General features: G+C 68.2%; 10 protein-coding genes, 1 tRNA gene and 3 rRNA genes. 8 read left to right on the top strand and 6 right to left on the bottom strand.

Annotation, left to right across the window (positions count from 1 at the left end; genetic code table 11):
- Window positions 1-11 precede the first annotated feature (11 nt).
- Window positions 12-84 (bottom strand) — tRNA-Thr (locus EGX94_RS04275).
- Between the two features lie 120 nt (window positions 85-204).
- Window positions 205-1,395: a mannose-6-phosphate isomerase, class I gene (gene manA / locus EGX94_RS04270; RefSeq protein ID WP_021798676.1), complete on the bottom strand. Its 1,191-nt coding sequence runs from the start codon at window positions 1,393-1,395 to the stop codon at window positions 205-207.
- Between the two features lie 196 nt (window positions 1,396-1,591).
- On the opposite strand from manA, the gene EGX94_RS04265 reads away from it, so the two are divergent.
- From EGX94_RS04265 to EGX94_RS04240, 6 genes are all read left to right on the top strand, one after another.
- Window positions 1,592-1,870: a DUF3263 domain-containing protein gene (locus EGX94_RS04265; RefSeq protein WP_021798675.1), complete on the top strand. Its 279-nt coding sequence runs from the start codon at window positions 1,592-1,594 to the stop codon at window positions 1,868-1,870.
- A gap of 347 nt (window positions 1,871-2,217) precedes the next feature.
- On the top strand, window positions 2,218-3,840 hold the full coding sequence (gene groL, locus EGX94_RS04260; RefSeq protein WP_021798678.1) for a chaperonin GroEL: 1,623 nt from the start codon (window positions 2,218-2,220) through the stop codon (window positions 3,838-3,840).
- 1,074 nt (window positions 3,841-4,914) lie between these two features.
- Window positions 4,915-6,434, top strand: a 16S ribosomal RNA gene (locus EGX94_RS04255).
- A gap of 276 nt (window positions 6,435-6,710) precedes the next feature.
- Window positions 6,711-9,843: ribosomal RNA gene (locus tag EGX94_RS04250) — 23S ribosomal RNA — on the top strand.
- Between the two features lie 125 nt (window positions 9,844-9,968).
- Window positions 9,969-10,085, top strand: a 5S ribosomal RNA gene (gene rrf, locus EGX94_RS04245).
- Together the 16S, 23S and 5S rRNA genes form the textbook arrangement of a ribosomal RNA operon.
- A 226-nt stretch (window positions 10,086-10,311) precedes the next feature.
- On the top strand, window positions 10,312-10,887 hold the full coding sequence (locus EGX94_RS04240; protein WP_021796891.1) for an NUDIX hydrolase: 576 nt from the start codon (window positions 10,312-10,314) through the stop codon (window positions 10,885-10,887).
- Between the two features lie 70 nt (window positions 10,888-10,957).
- Here EGX94_RS04240 and EGX94_RS14025 read toward each other — a convergent pair whose 3' ends face one another.
- Together EGX94_RS14025 and EGX94_RS04235 are read right to left on the bottom strand one after the other, a co-directional pair.
- The gene (locus EGX94_RS14025) at window positions 10,958-11,083 is read right to left on the bottom strand and encodes a hypothetical protein (RefSeq protein ID WP_264291255.1); all 126 of its coding nucleotides are present in this window, start codon (window positions 11,081-11,083) and stop codon (window positions 10,958-10,960) included.
- 396 nt (window positions 11,084-11,479) lie between these two features.
- Window positions 11,480-13,225, bottom strand: coding sequence for a serine/threonine-protein kinase (locus EGX94_RS04235; RefSeq protein WP_192962694.1), 1,746 nt, complete (start codon window positions 13,223-13,225; stop codon window positions 11,480-11,482).
- Window positions 13,226-13,401: 176 nt separating this feature from the next.
- Here EGX94_RS04235 and EGX94_RS04230 point away from each other — a divergent pair, with 176 nt between their 5' ends.
- Together EGX94_RS04230 and EGX94_RS04225 are read left to right on the top strand one after the other, a co-directional pair.
- Window positions 13,402-13,914, top strand: a complete 513-nt coding sequence (locus EGX94_RS04230) for an FHA domain-containing protein (RefSeq protein WP_021798552.1) — start codon at window positions 13,402-13,404, stop codon at window positions 13,912-13,914.
- The gene (locus EGX94_RS04225) at window positions 13,800-15,002 is read left to right on the top strand and encodes an ATP-binding cassette domain-containing protein (RefSeq protein WP_081707473.1); all 1,203 of its coding nucleotides are present in this window, start codon (window positions 13,800-13,802) and stop codon (window positions 15,000-15,002) included. Before EGX94_RS04230 ends, EGX94_RS04225 begins: the two co-directional genes overlap by 115 nt.
- Here EGX94_RS04225 and EGX94_RS04220 read toward each other — a convergent pair whose 3' ends face one another.
- On the bottom strand, window positions 15,003-15,200 hold the full coding sequence (locus EGX94_RS04220) for a hypothetical protein (RefSeq protein ID WP_043122992.1): 198 nt from the start codon (window positions 15,198-15,200) through the stop codon (window positions 15,003-15,005).
- Between the two features lie 187 nt (window positions 15,201-15,387).
- On the bottom strand, window positions 15,388-16,443 hold the full coding sequence (locus tag EGX94_RS04215) for a hypothetical protein (protein ID WP_028706896.1): 1,056 nt from the start codon (window positions 16,441-16,443) through the stop codon (window positions 15,388-15,390).
- Between the last annotated feature and the right edge of the window lie 18 nt (window positions 16,444-16,461).

The raw sequence follows: 16,461 nt of genomic DNA, 5'->3' as shown, positions 1-16,461 counted from the left end.
CCGGAGGGGGGAGCCCCCGGAGGGAGTCGAACCCTCGACCCTTCGCTTACAAGGCGAATGCTCTGGCCGCTGAGCTACGGAGGCGGTGCCGGGCCCTCGGGCCCGGCGTGCTCGTGCGGCGGCGCCGACAGCGGGGCCGCCGCACGAGCAGGACCATTGTGCCGTCCCGGGGGCGGGGACGGCCAGTCGACGCCGGCCGGATGCTCAGCCGAGGTCGCCGGAGGCGGCGAGGAAGGCCAGGCAGTTGCCGCGCAGCACGGCCCGCTCGGAGGCCTCGAAGAAGACCGATTCGCCCTGCCTGATCCCGCCGAGCTCGGCGCCCTGCTCGTCGAGGATCGTGACGTGCCCCTCGATGACGAGCAGGATCCGCGCGCGCCCGTCGCCGGGCAGCACCGCCGGACGGTCGGGCACCAGCTCGACGCGCCACAGCGAGAACTCGGGCTCGGCGGTGGGGTAGTGGCACACGCCCGCCCCGACGGGCGAGGGCGTGATGATGTCGGGCTCGCTCGGCGCGAAGTGCAGCAGCGAGACGAGCGCGTCCACGTCGATGTGCTTCGGCGTCAGGCCGCCGCGCACGACGTTGTCGGAGCTCGCCATGATCTCGATCCCGGTGCCGCTCAGGTACGCGTGGAGGACGCCGGCCGGTACGTGCAGGCCCTGGCCCTTGCTCAGGTGCACGTGGTTGAGCAGGAGCGCCGCCAGGATCGTCGGGTCGCTGGGGTAGAACTCGTCGAGGGTGAGGGCCAGGCGCGCGAACCCGCCCACCTCGTCGCGGTCCTCGGCGTGATCGAGCGCCGCGCTGAGCACGCCGTTGATCATCGCCCGGTGCACCTCGTCGGGGCACAGGCACTCCAGGAAGACTTCCGCCAGGCCGGCCTCGGCGCCCCTGTGACGCAGGGGGCCGATGAGCGGCTCGAGGGACTCGCGCGGTTCGAGCGCGTCGAAGAGCTCGGCGGTGCGCAGCGGGTCGCGGAAGCCCCACAGGGCCTCGAAGGGACCGAGGGCGACGAGCATCTCGGGTTTGGGCCAGGTGTCCTTGTAGGTGCGCGTGGGGTCGTCGAGGGGGACGCCCCGGGCCTGCTCGGACTCGAAGCCGGTCCTGGCCTGGTCGCCCGAGGGATGGGCCTGCAGACTCAGAGGCTGGGCGGCTGCGAGGATCTTGAGGAGATAGGGGAACTGCCCGTCGAAGCGCTGCTCGGCCTCCCCGAGGATTCCGGGGCGGGAGATCACGAGGCGGTCCAGGGTCGTGCCGCCGATGGCCGCCGGCCCTCCCCGGTGGGCGCCGAGCCAGTACTCGGCCTGCGGCGTCCCGTCGGCCTCGGTGCCGAGGATGGCCGGTATGGCGTCGGGAGAGCCCCAGGCATAGTTCTTCACGGTGCCCGTCAGTGGTTGCATGGGTGTCCTCTTCACTCTCTCCCGCATAGGTGTGGTGCGCACGGACCGACCGACTCCGGGGTCGTCGTGCCGGGCACGATCGGATCCATCGTGTCACGGACCCGGGCCCGCCGCCATGGGAACGGGGCTCGGCAAGGGCATTACCCGGGCAGACCACGAATGACATCGGTGTCATTCCATGGGATAGGATCGGGGCATGTCCCAGCTGGTGCACGAGAAGAGTGAGTCGGGCGTCCTGTCCGGGCGCGATGCCGCCATCCTCGACTTCGAGAAGTCCTGGTGGACGGCCCGCTCCTCCAAGGAGCAGGAGATCCGTGACCGCTTCGACCTGTCGGCGGCGCGCTACTACCAGATCCTCAACGCGCTCATCGACCGCCCCGAGGCCCTCGAGCACGACCCCCTGCTCGTCAAGCGCCTGCGCCGCCTGCGTGAGCAGCGGCACCGCGAGCGCTCGGCCCACCGCCTGGCCCGCTGACCAAGCGGGTCGGCCCGCCCGGCCCCGCCCGTCCTCGCGGCAGTGGGCGGGTGCGTCCGCGACCCCGCGCGGTCCATCCCGCGGCACTGGCCGCCGAGGGGCGTCACGGGTTGAGCCGGAACCGCTCAGCCCGGTGATGAAAGACTTTTGCACTCCATGGGTTCGAGTGCTAAGAATGTGCTTAGCACTCGGTGTGGCTGAGTGCCACTCGGGGATCGGGGGTGAGGCTCGCAAGAGCCGTCCGTCGCGGGCATCGTCGATCCGCCTCACACTGACAATGAAGCGCTGGCTCGCCGGCGCGGACAACGAAGCGCCGGGCGACCGGCGCGGGAGGATTCCCACCGAACATGGCAAAGCTTATTGAATTCGACAGCGAGGCCCGTCGCGGCCTCGAGTCGGGCATGGACACCCTGGCCGATGCGGTCAAGGTGACGCTCGGCCCCAAGGGGCGCAACGTCGTCCTCGAGAAGGCCTGGGGCGCTCCCACGATCACGAACGACGGCGTCTCCATCGCCAAGGAGATCGAGCTCGCCGATCCCTACGAGAAGATCGGCGCCGAGCTGGTGAAGGAGGTCGCCAAGAAGACCGATGACGTCGCCGGCGACGGCACCACCACCGCCACCGTCATCGCCCAGGCCATGGTCCGCGAGGGGCTGCGCAACGTCACCGCCGGCGCCAACCCGATCGAGCTCAAGCGGGGCATCGAGAAGGCCACCGAGGCCATCAGCGCCGAGCTGAGCAAGCTGGCCATCGACGTCGAGACGCGCGACCAGATCGCCCAGACCGCCTCCATCTCCGCCGGTGATCCCGCCGTCGGCGACCAGATCGCCGAGGCCATGGACAAGGTCGGCAAGGAAGGCGTCATCACCGTCGAGGACTCCAACACCTTCGGCCTCGAGCTCGAGCTCACCGAGGGCATGAACTTCGACAAGGGCTACATCAGCCCCTACTTCGTCACCGACGCCGAGCGCATGGAGGCCGTCCTGGACGATCCTTACGTGCTCATCGTCGACGGGAAGGTCTCCTCGCTGAAGGACCTGCTGCCCATCCTCGAGAAGGTCCAGCAGACCGGCAAGCCGCTCCTGGTGATCGCCGAGGACGTCGACGGCGAGGCCCTCGCCGGGCTGGTCGTCAACAAGATCCGCGGCACCTTCAAGTCCGTCGCCGTCAAGGCGCCGGCCTTCGGCGACCGCCGCAAGGCCATGCTCGGCGACATCGCCACCCTCACCGGCGGCCAGGTCGTCTCCGACACCGTCGGCCTCTCGCTCGACACCCTGCCGATCGAGATGCTCGGGCGCGCCCGCTCGGTCTCCGTCACGAAGGACGCCACGACCATCGTCGACGGCGCCGGTGACAAGGACCAGATCCAGGGCCGCATCAAGCAGATCCGCACCGAGATCGAGAACTCCGACTCCGACTACGACCGCGAGAAGCTCCAGGAGCGCTTGGCGAAGCTCGCCGGCGGTGTGGCCGTCATCAAGGTCGGCGCCGCCACCGAGGTCGAGGCCTCCGAGCTCAAGCACCGCATCGAGGACGCCGTGCGCAACGCCAAGGCCGCCGTCGAGGAGGGCATCCTTCCCGGTGGCGGTGTGGCCCTCATCCAGGGCGCCGCCGCTGCCGAGCTGCCCGCCGACCTGACGAGCGACGAGATGATCGGCGCCCAGATCGTCTTCACCGCAGCCGAGGCCCCGCTGAAGCAGATCGCGGTGAACGCCGGCCTCGAGGGCGGCGTCGTGGCGGAGAAGGTCAAGGGCCTGCCCAAGGGTCAGGGCCTGGACGCCGCCACCGACGAGTACGTCGACATGGTCGCCGCCGGTATCATCGATCCCGCCAAGGTGACGCGCTCCGCCCTCCAGAACGCCGCCTCCATCGCGGGGCTCTTCCTGACGACCGAGGCCGTCATCGCCATCAAGCCCGAGCCGAAGCCCGCTGCTCCGGCCGGTGACGACGGCATGGGCGGCATGTACTGAGATCCTCGTCCGGGGCCCGCGACGGCGCCCCGGACGATGGTCCCGGGTGAGGGGCCGGCCGGAAGGCCGGCCCCTCACCCTTCTCATCCTCTTCGTCGGGGCCCGTTCCGTCGGGGCCGCGCTCGCTCGTCCCGGGCCCTCCGTGTGTTGCCGGGGAGCGGTCGTGCTCGTCGGGGCCCGGGGCCCCGACCGGACCGCTCGCTCGGACTCCGGGGGCGCTGCCCGTTCGTGGACCGTCGCTCCCGGGGCCGCCCGCTTCCGCGGTTCCCCTCGGGCCCCGCCGGATGCCGCCGTGGCCGTTCCTCGTGGGGCACCGTCCGGTTCCGGCCGAGAACGGACGGGCCCCGTCCGAGTCGCCGTCGTGGCGCGCGTGTCCGTCCGATCGGTCCCGTCCGGTCGCTGGAGAAGGGGCACGACCGCCTTCGTCGGCCGCTCCGCCGGGCGGTCCCGTCGCCGCAGGGCCACCCGATTTGCGCGTCCAGGTCGACGGGGGTAGTGTTCCTCGAGCTGCCGCACGGCGGCTGACACCTGAAGAGGGCCGTCGGAAACGGGCCCCATCGTTCTCGACGAGGGGGCTTGACGCCGGTTCGGCCCTCGGACGCGGAGAGGATCCGGTTTTGACTCCGGATCGGACCGGGTCTACAGTAGTCGAGCCGCCTGTCGGCGGTGACAAGAGAACAAGCGGTCGACGGGGAATCGCCGTGAGGCGCACCTCCCGTTCCTCCCGAGGAGCCGGAGAGCGGTTTTGATCCTGAGGGGAGATCGACTAGACTTGCTCGAGTCACCGTTTCGCGGTGGTGTGAAGTGGGGATTCGGGTGGCCTGCTTTTTGGTGGGTTGTTCGGGCCGTGTGCGTGGCTGGGGCTTGTGTGGTTCTGGTTGTGTTGTGCGGTTGTTTCTTGATAACTCAACAGCGTGTTTTTCAGTCAGTGTTTTCTGTGTTGGCCTGTTGTGGGCCGGCATGGTTTTTCTTTGAGTGGACTTTTCTGTCCTGTCCGTTTTTCTGGATGGGGTCGGGGTTGTTCTCTTGTTGTTTTTGTCGGGCCGGGTTCTTCGTGGGTCTGGTCCGGTGGTTTTTACGGAGAGTTTGATCCTGGCTCAGGACGAACGCTGGCGGCGTGCTTAACACATGCAAGTCGAACGGTAAGGCGCTTTCGGGCGTACACGAGTGGCGAACGGGTGAGTAACACGTGAGGAACGTGCCCTTGACTTTGGTATAGCACTTGGAAACAGGTGGTAATCCCGAATATTCAGTTTCCCGGGCATCCGGGTTGTTGGAAAGCTTTTTGCGGTCAGGGATCGTCTCGCGGCCTATCAGCTTGTTGGTGGGGTAGTGGCCCACCAAGGCCTTGACGGGTAGCCGGCCTGAGAGGGCGACCGGCCACATTGGGACTGAGATACGGCCCAGACTCCTGCGGGAGGCAGCAGTGGGGAATATTGCACAATGGGCGGAAGCCTGATGCAGCAACGCCGCGTGCGGGATGACGGCCTTCGGGTTGTAAACCGCTTTCACCCATGACGAAGCGCGAGTGACGGTAGTGGGGGAAGAAGCACCGGCCAACTACGTGCCAGCAGCCGCGGTGATACGTAGGGTGCGAGCGTTGTCCGGAATTATTGGGCGTAAAGAGCTTGTAGGCGGTTGATCGCGTCGATAGTGAAATCCCGGGGCTCAACCTCGGGCTTGCTGTCGATACGGGTTGACTTGAGGAAGGTAGGGGAGAATGGAACTCCCGGTGGAGCGGTGGAATGCGCAGATATCGGGAAGAACACCGGTGGCGAAGGCGGTTCTCTGGACCTTTCCTGACGCTGAGAAGCGAAAGCGTGGGGAGCAAACAGGCTTAGATACCCTGGTAGTCCACGCTGTAAACGGTGGGTACTAGGTGTGGGTCGCATTCCACGTGATCCGTGCCGTAGCCAACGCATTAAGTACCCCGCCTGGGGAGTACGGCCGCAAGGCTAAAACTCAAAGGAATTGACGGGGCCCCGCACAAGCGGCGGAGCATGCGGATTAATTCGATGCAACGCGAAGAACCTTACCTGGGTTTGACATGTACTGGAAGCACTCAGAGATGGGCGTGCCTTTTCGGCCGGTTCACAGGTGGTGCATGGCTGTCGTCAGCTCGTGTCGTGAGATGTTGGGTTAAGTCCCGCAACGAGCGCAACCCTCGTCCAATGTTGCCAGCAGTTCGGCTGGGGACTCGTTGGAGACCGCCGGGGTCAACTCGGAGGAAGGTGGGGATGAGGTCAAGTCATCATGCCCCTCATGTCCAGGGCTTCACGCATGCTACAATGGCCGGTACAAAGAGTTGCGAGCCTGTGAGGGTGAGCGAATCTCGGAAAGCCGGTCTCAGTTCGGATTGGGGTCTGCAACTCGACCCCATGAAGTCGGAGTCGCTAGTAATCGCAGATCAGCAACGCTGCGGTGAATACGTTCCCGGGGCTTGTACACACCGCCCGTCAAGTCATGAAAGTCGGTAACACCCGAAGCCGGTGGCCTGTCCCTTGTGGGGGGAGCCGTCGAAGGTGGGACTGGTGATTAGGACTAAGTCGTAACAAGGTAGCCGTACCGGAAGGTGCGGCTGGATCACCTCCTTTCTAAGGATGCCTGTCTTCTCGTGTCTGCTGGGGTTTCCTGGTGGGTGCGGGGCCCGTGCGCCGGCTCGTGCCGGTGGTGCGGGTCGGGCTTGTTTTTTTGTGGAGGGCTGGCTGGGGGCACGCTGTTGGGTTGTGAGGGAGCGGCCGTGCGGTGGCTTCTTCGTCGGCGGTCGTGTGTCGGGCGGGTTCGTCCCGTGCGGCGTGCGGTTCCGTGCGTGTGTTGAGAACTTCATAGTGGACGCGAGCATCTTTGTAGTTTCGATTGACATGTGTGTTCGACAAGCTACTGAGTGCGATCGGTGGATGCCTAGGCACCAAGAGCCGATGAAGGACGTTGTGACCTGCGATAAGCCCCGGGGAGCTGGTGGACGAGCTTTGATCCGGGGATTTCCGAATGGGGGAACCTCGAAGGTGACCGGTCGTGAGGCCGGCGACTGCTCCCTGAATGTATAGGGGGGTGTGAGGGAACGTGGGGAAGTGAAACATCTCAGTACCCACAGGAGAAGAAGACAACAGTGATTCCGTGAGTAGTGGCGAGCGAAAGCGGAGGAGGCCAAACCGTGCGTGTGTGGACAGCTGGCAGGCGTTGCACGTGCGGGGTTGTGGGAGTGTTCTTGCCCGAGCTGTCAGGAGGGCGGGGAGTGACAAAGCGGTGTTGAAGTGGAAGCGGCTGGGAAGCCGTACCGGAGTGGGTGACAGTCCCGTACACGTATGACATCGTCTTCCTTGGGCACGTCCCAAGTAGCGCGGGACCCCTGAAATTCCGCGTGAATCCGGCGGGACCACCCGTCAAGCCTAAATACTCCTTGGTGACCGATAGCGGACCAGTACCGTGAGGGAACGGTGAAAAGTACCCCGGGAGGGGAGTGAAATAGTACCTGAAACCGGTCGCATACAATCCGTCGGAGCCCTCTTCGTGGGGGTGACGGCGTGCCTTTTGAAGAATGAGCCTGCGAGTTAGTGGTGTGTGGCGAGGTTAACCTGTGTGGGGTAGCCGTAGCGAAAGCGAGTCCGAACAGGGCGGTCCAGTCGCATGCTCTAGACCCGAAGCGGTGTGATCTACCCATGGCCAGGGTGAAGCGACGGTAAGACGTCGTGGAGGCCCGAACCCACCAGGGTTGCAAACCTGGGGGATGAGCTGTGGGTAGGGGTGAAAGGCCAATCAAACACTGTGATAGCTGGTTCTCCCCGAAATGCATTTGGGTGCAGCGTCGTGTGTTCCTTGTCGGAGGTAGAGCACTGGATGGTCTAGGGGGCCCATCAGCTTACTGAAATCAGCCAAACTCCGAATGCCGGCAAGTTGGAGCACGGCAGTGAGACGGCGGGGGATAAGCTTCGTCGTCGAGAGGGAAACAGCCCAGACCATCAGCTAAGGCCCCCAAGGGGCGGCTAAGTGGAAAAGGATGTGGAGTTGCGGTGACAACCAGGAGGTTGGCTTGGAAGCAGCCATCCTTGAAAGAGTGCGTAATAGCTCACTGGTCAAGTGATTCCGCGCCGACAATTCAGCGGGGCTCAAGCCGTCCGCCGAAGCTGTGGCGTCCGCGCGTGTGCCGGGTGCCGGGCCTTGTGTCCGGTGCCGGGCGTGTGGATGGGTAGGGGAGCGTTGTGCGTGCCGTGAAGCGTCGGGGTGACCCGGCGTGGAGTGCGCGCGAGTGAGAATGCAGGCATGAGTAGCGTTTTGACGGGTGGGAAACCCGTCCGCCGAATATCCAAGGGTTCCGGGGTCAAGTTGATCTGCCCCGGGTGAGTCGGGTCCTAAGGCGAGGCCGACAGGCGTAGTCGATGGTTGACGGGTTGATATTCCCGTACCGGCCCAGCAACGGTCCTGTCGAATCGGGTGATGCTAAGCACGCGAGATGTCTCCGGCGCTTTCGGGTGCCGGTGGCGTCGAGTCTGTGAACCGAGTCTGTAGTAGACAAGCTGCGGAGGGACGCAGGAAGGTAGCTCGACAGCCGTCATGGTAAGGCTGTCAAGTCTGTAGGGTGACTGGTAGGCAAATCCGCTGGTCGTGTGCCTGAGAGATGATGAGAGGGGCCCTGTCAGCAGGGTCCGTGTTCGAGTGATCCTATGCTGCCTAGAAAAGCTTCGTGAGCGAGTTGTTGTGCCGCCCGTACCCCAAACCGACACTGGTGGATAGGTAGAGAATACCGAGGCGATCGAGATAATCGTGGTGAAGGAACTCGGCAAAATCCTCCCGTAACTTCGGGACAAGGGAGACTTGAGGCGTGAGGGGCCCGCGCGGCCCTCAGCGCCGGGAGTCGCAGTGAATTGACCCAAGCGACTGCTTACTAAAAGCACAGGTCCGTGCGAAGTCGTAAGACGATGTATACGGACTGACTCCTGCCCGGTGCTGGAAGGTCAAGGGGAACCGTCAGCCTCTCGGCGAAGCGGTGAACTTAAGCCCCAGTAAACGGCGGTGGTAACTATAACCATCCTAAGGTAGCGAAATTCCTTGTCGGGTAAGTTCCGACCTGCACGAATGGAGTAACGACTTGGGTACTGTCTCCACCACGAGCTCGGTGAAATTGCATTACGAGTAAAGATGCTCGTTACGCGCAGCAGGACGGAAAGACCCCGGGACCTTCACTACAGTTTGGTATTGGTGATCGGTGCGGCTTGTGTAGGATAGGTGGGAGACTGTGAAGCGGCCACGCCAGTGGCCGTGGAGTCGTCGTTGAAATACCACTCTGGTCGTTCTGGTTGTCTAACCTCGGACCGTGACCCGGTTCAGGGACAGTGCCTGACGGGTAGTTTGACTGGGGCGGTCGCCTCCCAAAGAGTAACGGAGGCGCCCAAAGGTCCCCTCAGCCTGGTCGGCAACCAGGTGTCGAGTGCAAGTGCACAAGGGGGCTTGACTGTGAGACGGACACGTCGAGCAGGGACGAGAGTCGGGACTAGTGATCTTCTGGTGGCGTGTGGAAGCGCCAGAACTCAACGGATAAAAGGTACCCCGGGGATAACAGGCTGATCTTGCCCGAGCGCTCACAGCGACGGCATGGTTTGGCACCTCGATGTCGGCTCGTCGCATCCTGGGGCTGGAGTCGGTCCCAAGGGTTGGGCTGTTCGCCCATTAAAGCGGCACGCGAGCTGGGTTAAGAACGTCGTGAGACAGTTCGGTCCCTATCCGCTGCGCGCGTAGGAATCTTGAGAAGGGCTGTCCTCAGTACGAGAGGACCGGGACGGACCAACCTCTGGTGTGCCAGTTGTTCCTCCAGGAGCATGGCTGGTTGGCCACGTTGGGAAGTGATAACCGCTGAAAGCATCTAAGTGGGAAGCACGCTTCAAGATGAGGATTCCCCAGCCTCGTGCTGGTAAGGCCCCCGGCAGACCACCGGGTTGATGGGTCGGACGTGGAAGCGCCGCGAGGCGTGGAGCTGACCGATCCCAAACGGCCGAGAGGCTTGCCCCACGCACCCCGCCCCACGAAGAGGGGGTGGGCCCGTGACTGCTGGTGCTCGCGTCCACTGTGTTGTTCTGGACACACGGACAGGAAACCCCGGCCAGGGGGCTCCGCCGTCCGGTGTCAGAGACCGTGCCGGTGGCCATGGCGGAAGGGAAACACCCGGTCCCATACCGAACCCGGAAGTTAAGCCTTCCAGCGCCGATGGTACTGCACGCGGGAGCGTGTGGGAGAGTAGGAGACCGCCGGACCACACACCATCCCCCGCAGGCACACGGAACCCCCGACAAGGGGCTCCGAAACCCTGCGGGGGATAACCATTCAACAACCACACCAGCACCAGACACCCCACCAGACAACCGGGACCACCAGACAACCGGGCAGCCGACCGAACACGACACGACAGCACCACCAACCACCAACCAAACCCACAGGCGCGCGCCGTGGTGCCGCGCCGCAGGGGCTAGCCTGAGGGCCATGCACGTCGATGATGATCTCGAGCGCCGTCCTTTCGTCACCGTCGAGCCCGGTGAGCGCGTGATCCGCCGGCGCAGGGGCGCCAGGGTCATCGTCCTCGCAGACGAGCGGGTGCTCCTGGAGCAGGACACCGACCCGGGCCTGCCCGGTGTGCACTGGTGGGTCACCCCCGGCGGTGGCCTGGACCCCGGTGAGAGCTTCGTCGAGGCCGGCGTGCGCGAACTGCGCGAGGAGACGGGCCTCGTCGTGACGGGGGCCGATCTCATCGGTCCCGTCGCCCGTCGCCTCACCCATCACGGCTACACCGACCAGGTGCTCGTGCAGACCGAGGAGTTCTTCGTCGTCCGCACCGAGCGCTTCGAGGTGGACACCTCCGGCTACACCGACGAGGAGCGCCGGACGCTGCTCCACACGGCGTGGATGACCCGCGAGGAGGTCGCCGCCAGCACCGTCTGGCCCAGCAGGATCCTCGAGCTCTGGGACGCCGGACGGGGCGACTTCCTCGACCTGGGCAGTGTCGAGGAGTCGACAATCCCGTTGACCGCCGAGCAGCGGGCCTTCCTCGGTCTGCGCTGAGGGGACGGACATGCGGCGGGGCGCTCAGCGCCGGCCCTCCAGCGGCGCCTCCTCGGCGTCGATGATCCGGTTAGGTGCAGTCCTGCTCGGTGAGGAAGCGCTGACGGTGCTGCGCGAAGTCGGCATCCGCCGCGTCCCGGGCCACGACCGTGCAGAAGCGCGCCGTGCCGTCCTGCGCGTCGCCTCGGCCGGCCATCCGAGGACGAGCAGCGCCTGCTTGAGACGATCGTCATGTCGCACCACTCCTCCACCGGAGGCCCCGCGCGGGGCCTCCGGGGCCGATCCCGTGCCGGCCGGCGAGGACCGTCCGCCCGCAGCCGCGCGCGGGCCCCAGGGGCCACCAGTACAGGGGCCAGTATCCGTCCCTCCGTCGAGCCCGTCCGCCGGACGCCCCGCGCGATCGGGGCATCCGTTCCCCCTCGTGCCGGCTGGCCCGCCCCTGCCGATGCCGACGGGTGCCTGTGAGGGCGGGCGCGAGCCGGGCGGTGCCGGGACGGTCATCGGGCGGGGGAGCCTCCGCGATCCGCCGCGCCTCCCGGACGTCTGCCCGTCGGCGGGCGGACGGCGCGGCCCGCGGGCCGTCGGACGGGGCTCAGGAGTGCGGCTGGGAGAGCTGGCGCGGCATGCAGCTGTTGAGCAGGTCGTCACCGGACAGCGTCGGGTAGAGCGTCGAGCAGACGGCCAGTCCGGCCTCGTAGCTGTCGATGCCGCCCGGGTCCGCGAGCGTCACCCAGGTGTCGGCGGGCAGGGCGACCTGGGTTCCGAAATCGGTGGCCTTGAGCAGCAGGATGTTGTGCAGGCCCTTGCTGCCCGCGTAGCTCGCGAGATCCTGGTAGTGCTGGTAGATGTCCGGGAGCCCGAAGCTGTGCGAGCCGTTCGCCGTCGTCTGCTGCGGGTCGTAGACGCCCTCGTACTTGCTGTCGAGCTGGAGCACCCAGCGCCCGTTGAGCACGAGGTTCTGCATGCTGCGACTGCGCGCGTCGTTCAGATTGTCGAGGGCCTGGGTGCGCTCGTCAACGGTGGGCGTGGGGGTCGGCGTGGGTGTCTGGCTCGCGGAGCTGGCCGGGACCGACGAGGGCGCCGCGTCGGAGGAGTCCCCGTGCCCCCGGACGATGCCGAGGACGACCGCGGCGACGAGCAGCGCGGCCAGGACGATGATGATCGCCGTCGTGATGTCGCCCCTGCGGCGGGTCGGCGGCGCCGGCTGCGGAGGACCCTGGAGGGGGCCGGGGCGGGGGACCTGCCGGGCGCCCGGGAAGCCGATCGCGCTCAGGCCGTTCGCGCCGCCGCCGGGCCAGGACGGGGCCCCGGCGCCGGTCCACTGGCCGGACGCCCCGGCCGCTGTGCCGGGGGCCCAGCCCGAGGTGGATCCCCAGCCGGAGGAGCCCGGGGCGGTTCCGCCGTCGAGCATCGTCGCGGCCCGCCCGGGGGCCAGGACGATGGCGTTCGGGACGTCGACCGGGACGGCCGGCGGAGGAGTCCGCAGCGGCTCGAGCACGGGCAGCACCAGCGTCTGGTCGCTCGCCTCGCGGAGCGCCTGCGCGGCCCGGGCGGCGCTGGCCGGCCGACGGAAGGGCTCCTTGCGGGTCAGCCAGACCAGGACGTCCCAGACACGGTCGTCCAGGCCGGCGGGACGACCGGGGTCGAGGCTCAGTTGGGCCTGCATCGCCGCGGCCGGGGCGCGGTCGGCGAAGGGCGTGACGCCGGTGACCAGCTCGTAGAGCATGATGCCGAGCGAGTAGAGATCGCTGGCCGGCGTCGGCGTCTGGTTCATGAGGAGCTCGGGGGCCATGTAGTGCGGCGTGCCGGCGACGAGCGTCGGGTTGACGGCGCCCGGTCCGGGTTCGGCGAGGCGCGAGACGCCGAAGTCCGTGATGCGGGGGACGAGCTCGCTACCGGTCTCGTCGACGAGCACATTGGCGGGCTTCATGTCGCGGTGGACGATGTGCTGCTCGTGGATGGCCTGCAGCCCGTCGGCCAGCTCGGCGCACACGAGGGCCGCGTCCGACTGGGTGAGGGTGCCCGAGGCCCTGAGGATCTGACGCAGGTCGCGGCCCTCGACGAGGTCCATGATGATCGCGAGGGTGTCGCCTTCGACGACCAGGTCGTGCACCCCCACGACGTTGGGATGGTGCACGCTCAGCAGCAGGTTCCGTTCGGAGACGAAGCGCTTGACCATCTCGGCGTTGTCGCTGATGCCCGGGCGCAGGATCTTCGCCGCGTGGAGGCGGCCCTGCGCGTCCTCGACCCGCCAGACCTCACCCATCGCGCCGTCGTTGATGTGGGAAACCAGCGTGTAGCGGCTGCCCAGGTGCTCGTCGGGGCTGTGCGTCGTCACGGTTCCTCTTCGTGTGGGTGGACTCTTCGCGCGGGCGGGCCGCCGGGAGCGGGTGCCCGCGGAGCGCGGACCTTGCAGGCGGGCGCCCTGCCGCGCCCCTGACATAGTACGGGTAGAGCGACTCGGGGATGACAGGGTGAAGGTCTGGATGACCACCAGGCGAAGGAGCGGCAGGGATGAGCGGACCCGCGACGCAGGTCGACGGGCCGGTCGCCGTCGTCGTCGCGGGGCCTGTCCGCCACCTGCTCGTCGCGGGCTCGACCATCAGGATCGGGCGCGACCCCGGCTGCGACATCGTCGTGAACAGCCCGCCCGCCTCCCGGCGGCACGTGCGGATCGGTGCGGACCGCTCCGGCGCGGTCACGATCCGCGATCTGGGCAGCGCCAACGGCGGCTTCGTCGACGGCCGGCGGCTCGACGAGTTCGTCGTCGGCGACGGCGCCGTGCTCACTCTCGGCGCCCCCGACGGTCCGGCCCTCACCGTCACGCGCACCGCCGGGGGCGCTCCGCGGTCCTCGATCACCCCGCTGGCCACCGCGCCGGCGCGACCGGAGCCGGGCACACCGGCGAGACCGTGCTCGTCGTCGCCGGACGGGCGGTGCAGGGCCGGACGATCACCATCGGCCGTGCCTCCTCGAACGCCATCGTCTTGGACGACCCGCTCGTCTCCCGGCACCATGCGCGCCTGACCGGCGGACCCCGGCAGGGCTACCGCATCGAGGGCCTCTCCGGCCTCAACGGCGTCCGGATCAACGGCCGGCCCGCCCCCGGCGGCAGCGTCTTCCGCGACGGCGACCGGCTCGGCATCGGCCGCACCACGCTGGTCATCAGCGGGGGTCGCATCGTCGCCACCGAGCCCGCCCACACCGCGCTCAGCGCCGACGAGCTGAGCTTCGTCATCAAGGACCACGGGCAGCGCGAGACCCTGCTCGACCGGGTGAGCTTCCGGGTCCGGTCGGGATCGCTCGTGGTCGTCATCGGCCCGTCAGGCGCCGGTGAGTCGACGCTGCTGCGCGCCATCACCGGCTCCCGACCGGCCACGAGTGGCCGCGTCGTCTACCGCGGCATCGAGCTCTACGAGAACTTCGCCAGCCTGCGCCAGCGCATCGGCGTCGTCCCCCAGGACGATGTCGTGCACCGTCGGCTCACCGTCCGCAGGGCCCTGCGCTACGCGGCGCAGCTGCGCCTGCCGGCCGACTACGACGCGCAGGTCCGCGAGCACGAGGTCGACCGCGTCATCGGCGACCTCGGGCCGACCGAGAACGCCGACACGCTCATCAGCCGTATCTCGGGCGGCCAGCGCAAATGCGTCTCGGTGGCCCTCGAACCGCTCACCCGGCCCGAGCCGCTGCTGCTCGACGAGCCCACCTCGGGGCTCGACCCGGGCATGGACAAGTCCGTCATGGAGCTGCTGCGCACCCAGACCGACGGCGGGCGCGCGGTGCTCGTCGTCACCCGCAGCACCGACAACCTCGACCTGTGCGACGAGGTGCTCATCCTGGCGCCCGGCGGCCGGGCCGCCTACCTCGGCCCGCCCCGCCGGGGTGCTCGGCTTACTGCCGGGGTGCTCGGCTACTTCGGCGCCGAGTGCTACGCGGAGGTCTTCCAGTCGCTGTCGGACACCCCGGACCGGCACGCCGAGCGCTACCGCCGACTCCACCCGGGCGCGCCCGCTCAGCCTCCCCCAGACGCCCGACATCGGCCGGCCCCCGCCGCAGCGGCGCGGCCGACGCGGGGCATCCCGCACGGGTGGGGGCCGAGGCTGGGGCCCGCCTGATCATCTCGACCAGGATCGGGGCAGGGGGCCGAGGACGGCGCGGGTGGCCGAGGTGAGGGCCGGCGGTTCGCCCCAGGCGGGTGCCAGCTCGGTCAGGCGCGTGACGGCGTCGGCGATCTCGTCGTCGCGGCCCGTCAGACCGGGGGAGTCGGCGAGCCCGACGGTCGGCGTCTCGTCGCCGCCCTGACGGGCCGCCATCGTCCGGGCGACGCACAGGTCCAGGCGTCGAGGCCCTCGAGGGGCGCGCGAGGTCGAGGCGTGCGAGCAGACCCGTTCGGCGAGGTGGAGAGGGGGCGGGCAGGCCAGGTCGGGGCGCGCCCGCAGCAGGCGCTCGAGCGCCTGCTGCGGGGACCACTGGTGTCGTCCGCCGGCGAGCGGGGCCCGCTCACCAGGTCGGCCCCCTGCCGCCGGGGCCTCCGGGGTACGGCGGCAGGGGGCCCTGGGCGTTCGGCGGCACGGCGCCCCGGGGCGGCATCGTGCCCGGGGACGGCGCGACGGGCGCCACCGGCCCGGGCGCCGGTGCGGCCGGCCACTGCGGCTGCTGCGCGCCCGGTCCCTGCGGGGCGCTGCTCGTGCCGCCGGCCGCCCGCAGGGCCGCGGCCTGCTCCGGTGAGACGAGGCGTCCGCACCGCTTCAGGTCGGAGCGGGTGATCCACGGGCAGGCGAGCACCAGACCCAGGCAGAGCCAGCGCGCGAGCGAGTCGAACGTGTCCAGGAACGTGAGGCCGTCGGACAGCACGAGCCACACGGTGGAGGCCGCGAAGCCGAGCATGATGACGATGCCGATGAATCGCGCCATGCGGCTGCGCGAGCGGGTCGTCGACAGGATCCACGCCAGGATGAGCGCCGCGGCCGCGGCGGGCCGGATGATGAAACCGATGGCGAGGCAGACCAGTACGGCGATGCCGGTGCTGCGCAGCAGACTCCCCGCGGTGCACGGCACGGCCGATCCGTCGTCGGACAGGATGAGCAGGTGCGCGGAGCCCCTGGGCGGTGCGCCGTCCAGGGTTCCCCGGCCGCTCGGGGCCCCCTGGCCGGCAGCGGCGGTCCCGGGCCCCGCCGCCGTCGGCACGACGAGGCTGGAGGCGTCCGGCGGGGCGAACTCGGTGGTCGGGGACGACGACACCGGGTCGTCGGGGAACTCGAACGGGTCGTGCGGATCGTGCTCGCGCGACCGCGGGCCGGTGAGCATCGACGGGCTCTCGAAGGGCTCCCGGGGATCGCGCGGGGCCTGCTCGGCGGGGGCCAGTGACTCGAGGGCGGGCCCCGGCACGGCCGGGGGCCGGATCTCGTCGGGGTGGACGACGACGCCGCTCACCTCGACCCCGGGCTCGTGGGCGGGCTCCGTGAGCGGCTCGGCCTTCGGCTGCGCGAACGCGGCGGGCGCCTCACGGGGAGCACCGTCCAGCGTGAGAGTGTCGAAGATGCGTTGCCCTGCCATGCCAGCGATTCTACGGGC

The organism is Propionibacterium acidifaciens, from assembly GCF_003798325.1.
GTDB classification, from domain to species: Bacteria; Actinomycetota; Actinomycetes; order Propionibacteriales; family Propionibacteriaceae; genus Propionibacterium; species Propionibacterium acidifaciens.
Note: the sequence above shows the minus strand (reverse complement) of the source record. Positions and strands in the feature narration are given on the sequence as shown.

Excerpts from the sequence above, each read along its gene's own strand:
- EGX94_RS04265 (WP_021798675.1), top strand. The coding sequence starts at position 1,592 with ATGTCCCAGCTGGTGCACGAGAAGAGTGAGTCGGGCGTCCTGTCCGGG.
- EGX94_RS04240 (WP_021796891.1), top strand. The coding sequence starts at position 10,312 with ATGCACGTCGATGATGATCTCGAGCGCCGTCCTTTCGTCACCGTCGAG.
- EGX94_RS04230 (WP_021798552.1), top strand. The coding sequence starts at position 13,402 with ATGAGCGGACCCGCGACGCAGGTCGACGGGCCGGTCGCCGTCGTCGTC.
- groL (WP_021798678.1), top strand. The coding sequence starts at position 2,218 with ATGGCAAAGCTTATTGAATTCGACAGCGAGGCCCGTCGCGGCCTCGAG.
- EGX94_RS04220 (WP_043122992.1), bottom strand. The coding sequence starts at position 15,200 with ATGGCGGCCCGTCAGGGCGGCGACGAGACGCCGACCGTCGGGCTCGCC.
- EGX94_RS14025 (WP_264291255.1), bottom strand. The coding sequence starts at position 11,083 with ATGGCCGGCCGAGGCGACGCGCAGGACGGCACGGCGCGCTTCTGCACG.
- EGX94_RS04215 (WP_028706896.1), bottom strand. The coding sequence starts at position 16,443 with ATGGCAGGGCAACGCATCTTCGACACTCTCACGCTGGACGGTGCTCCC.
- manA (WP_021798676.1), bottom strand. The coding sequence starts at position 1,395 with ATGCAACCACTGACGGGCACCGTGAAGAACTATGCCTGGGGCTCTCCC.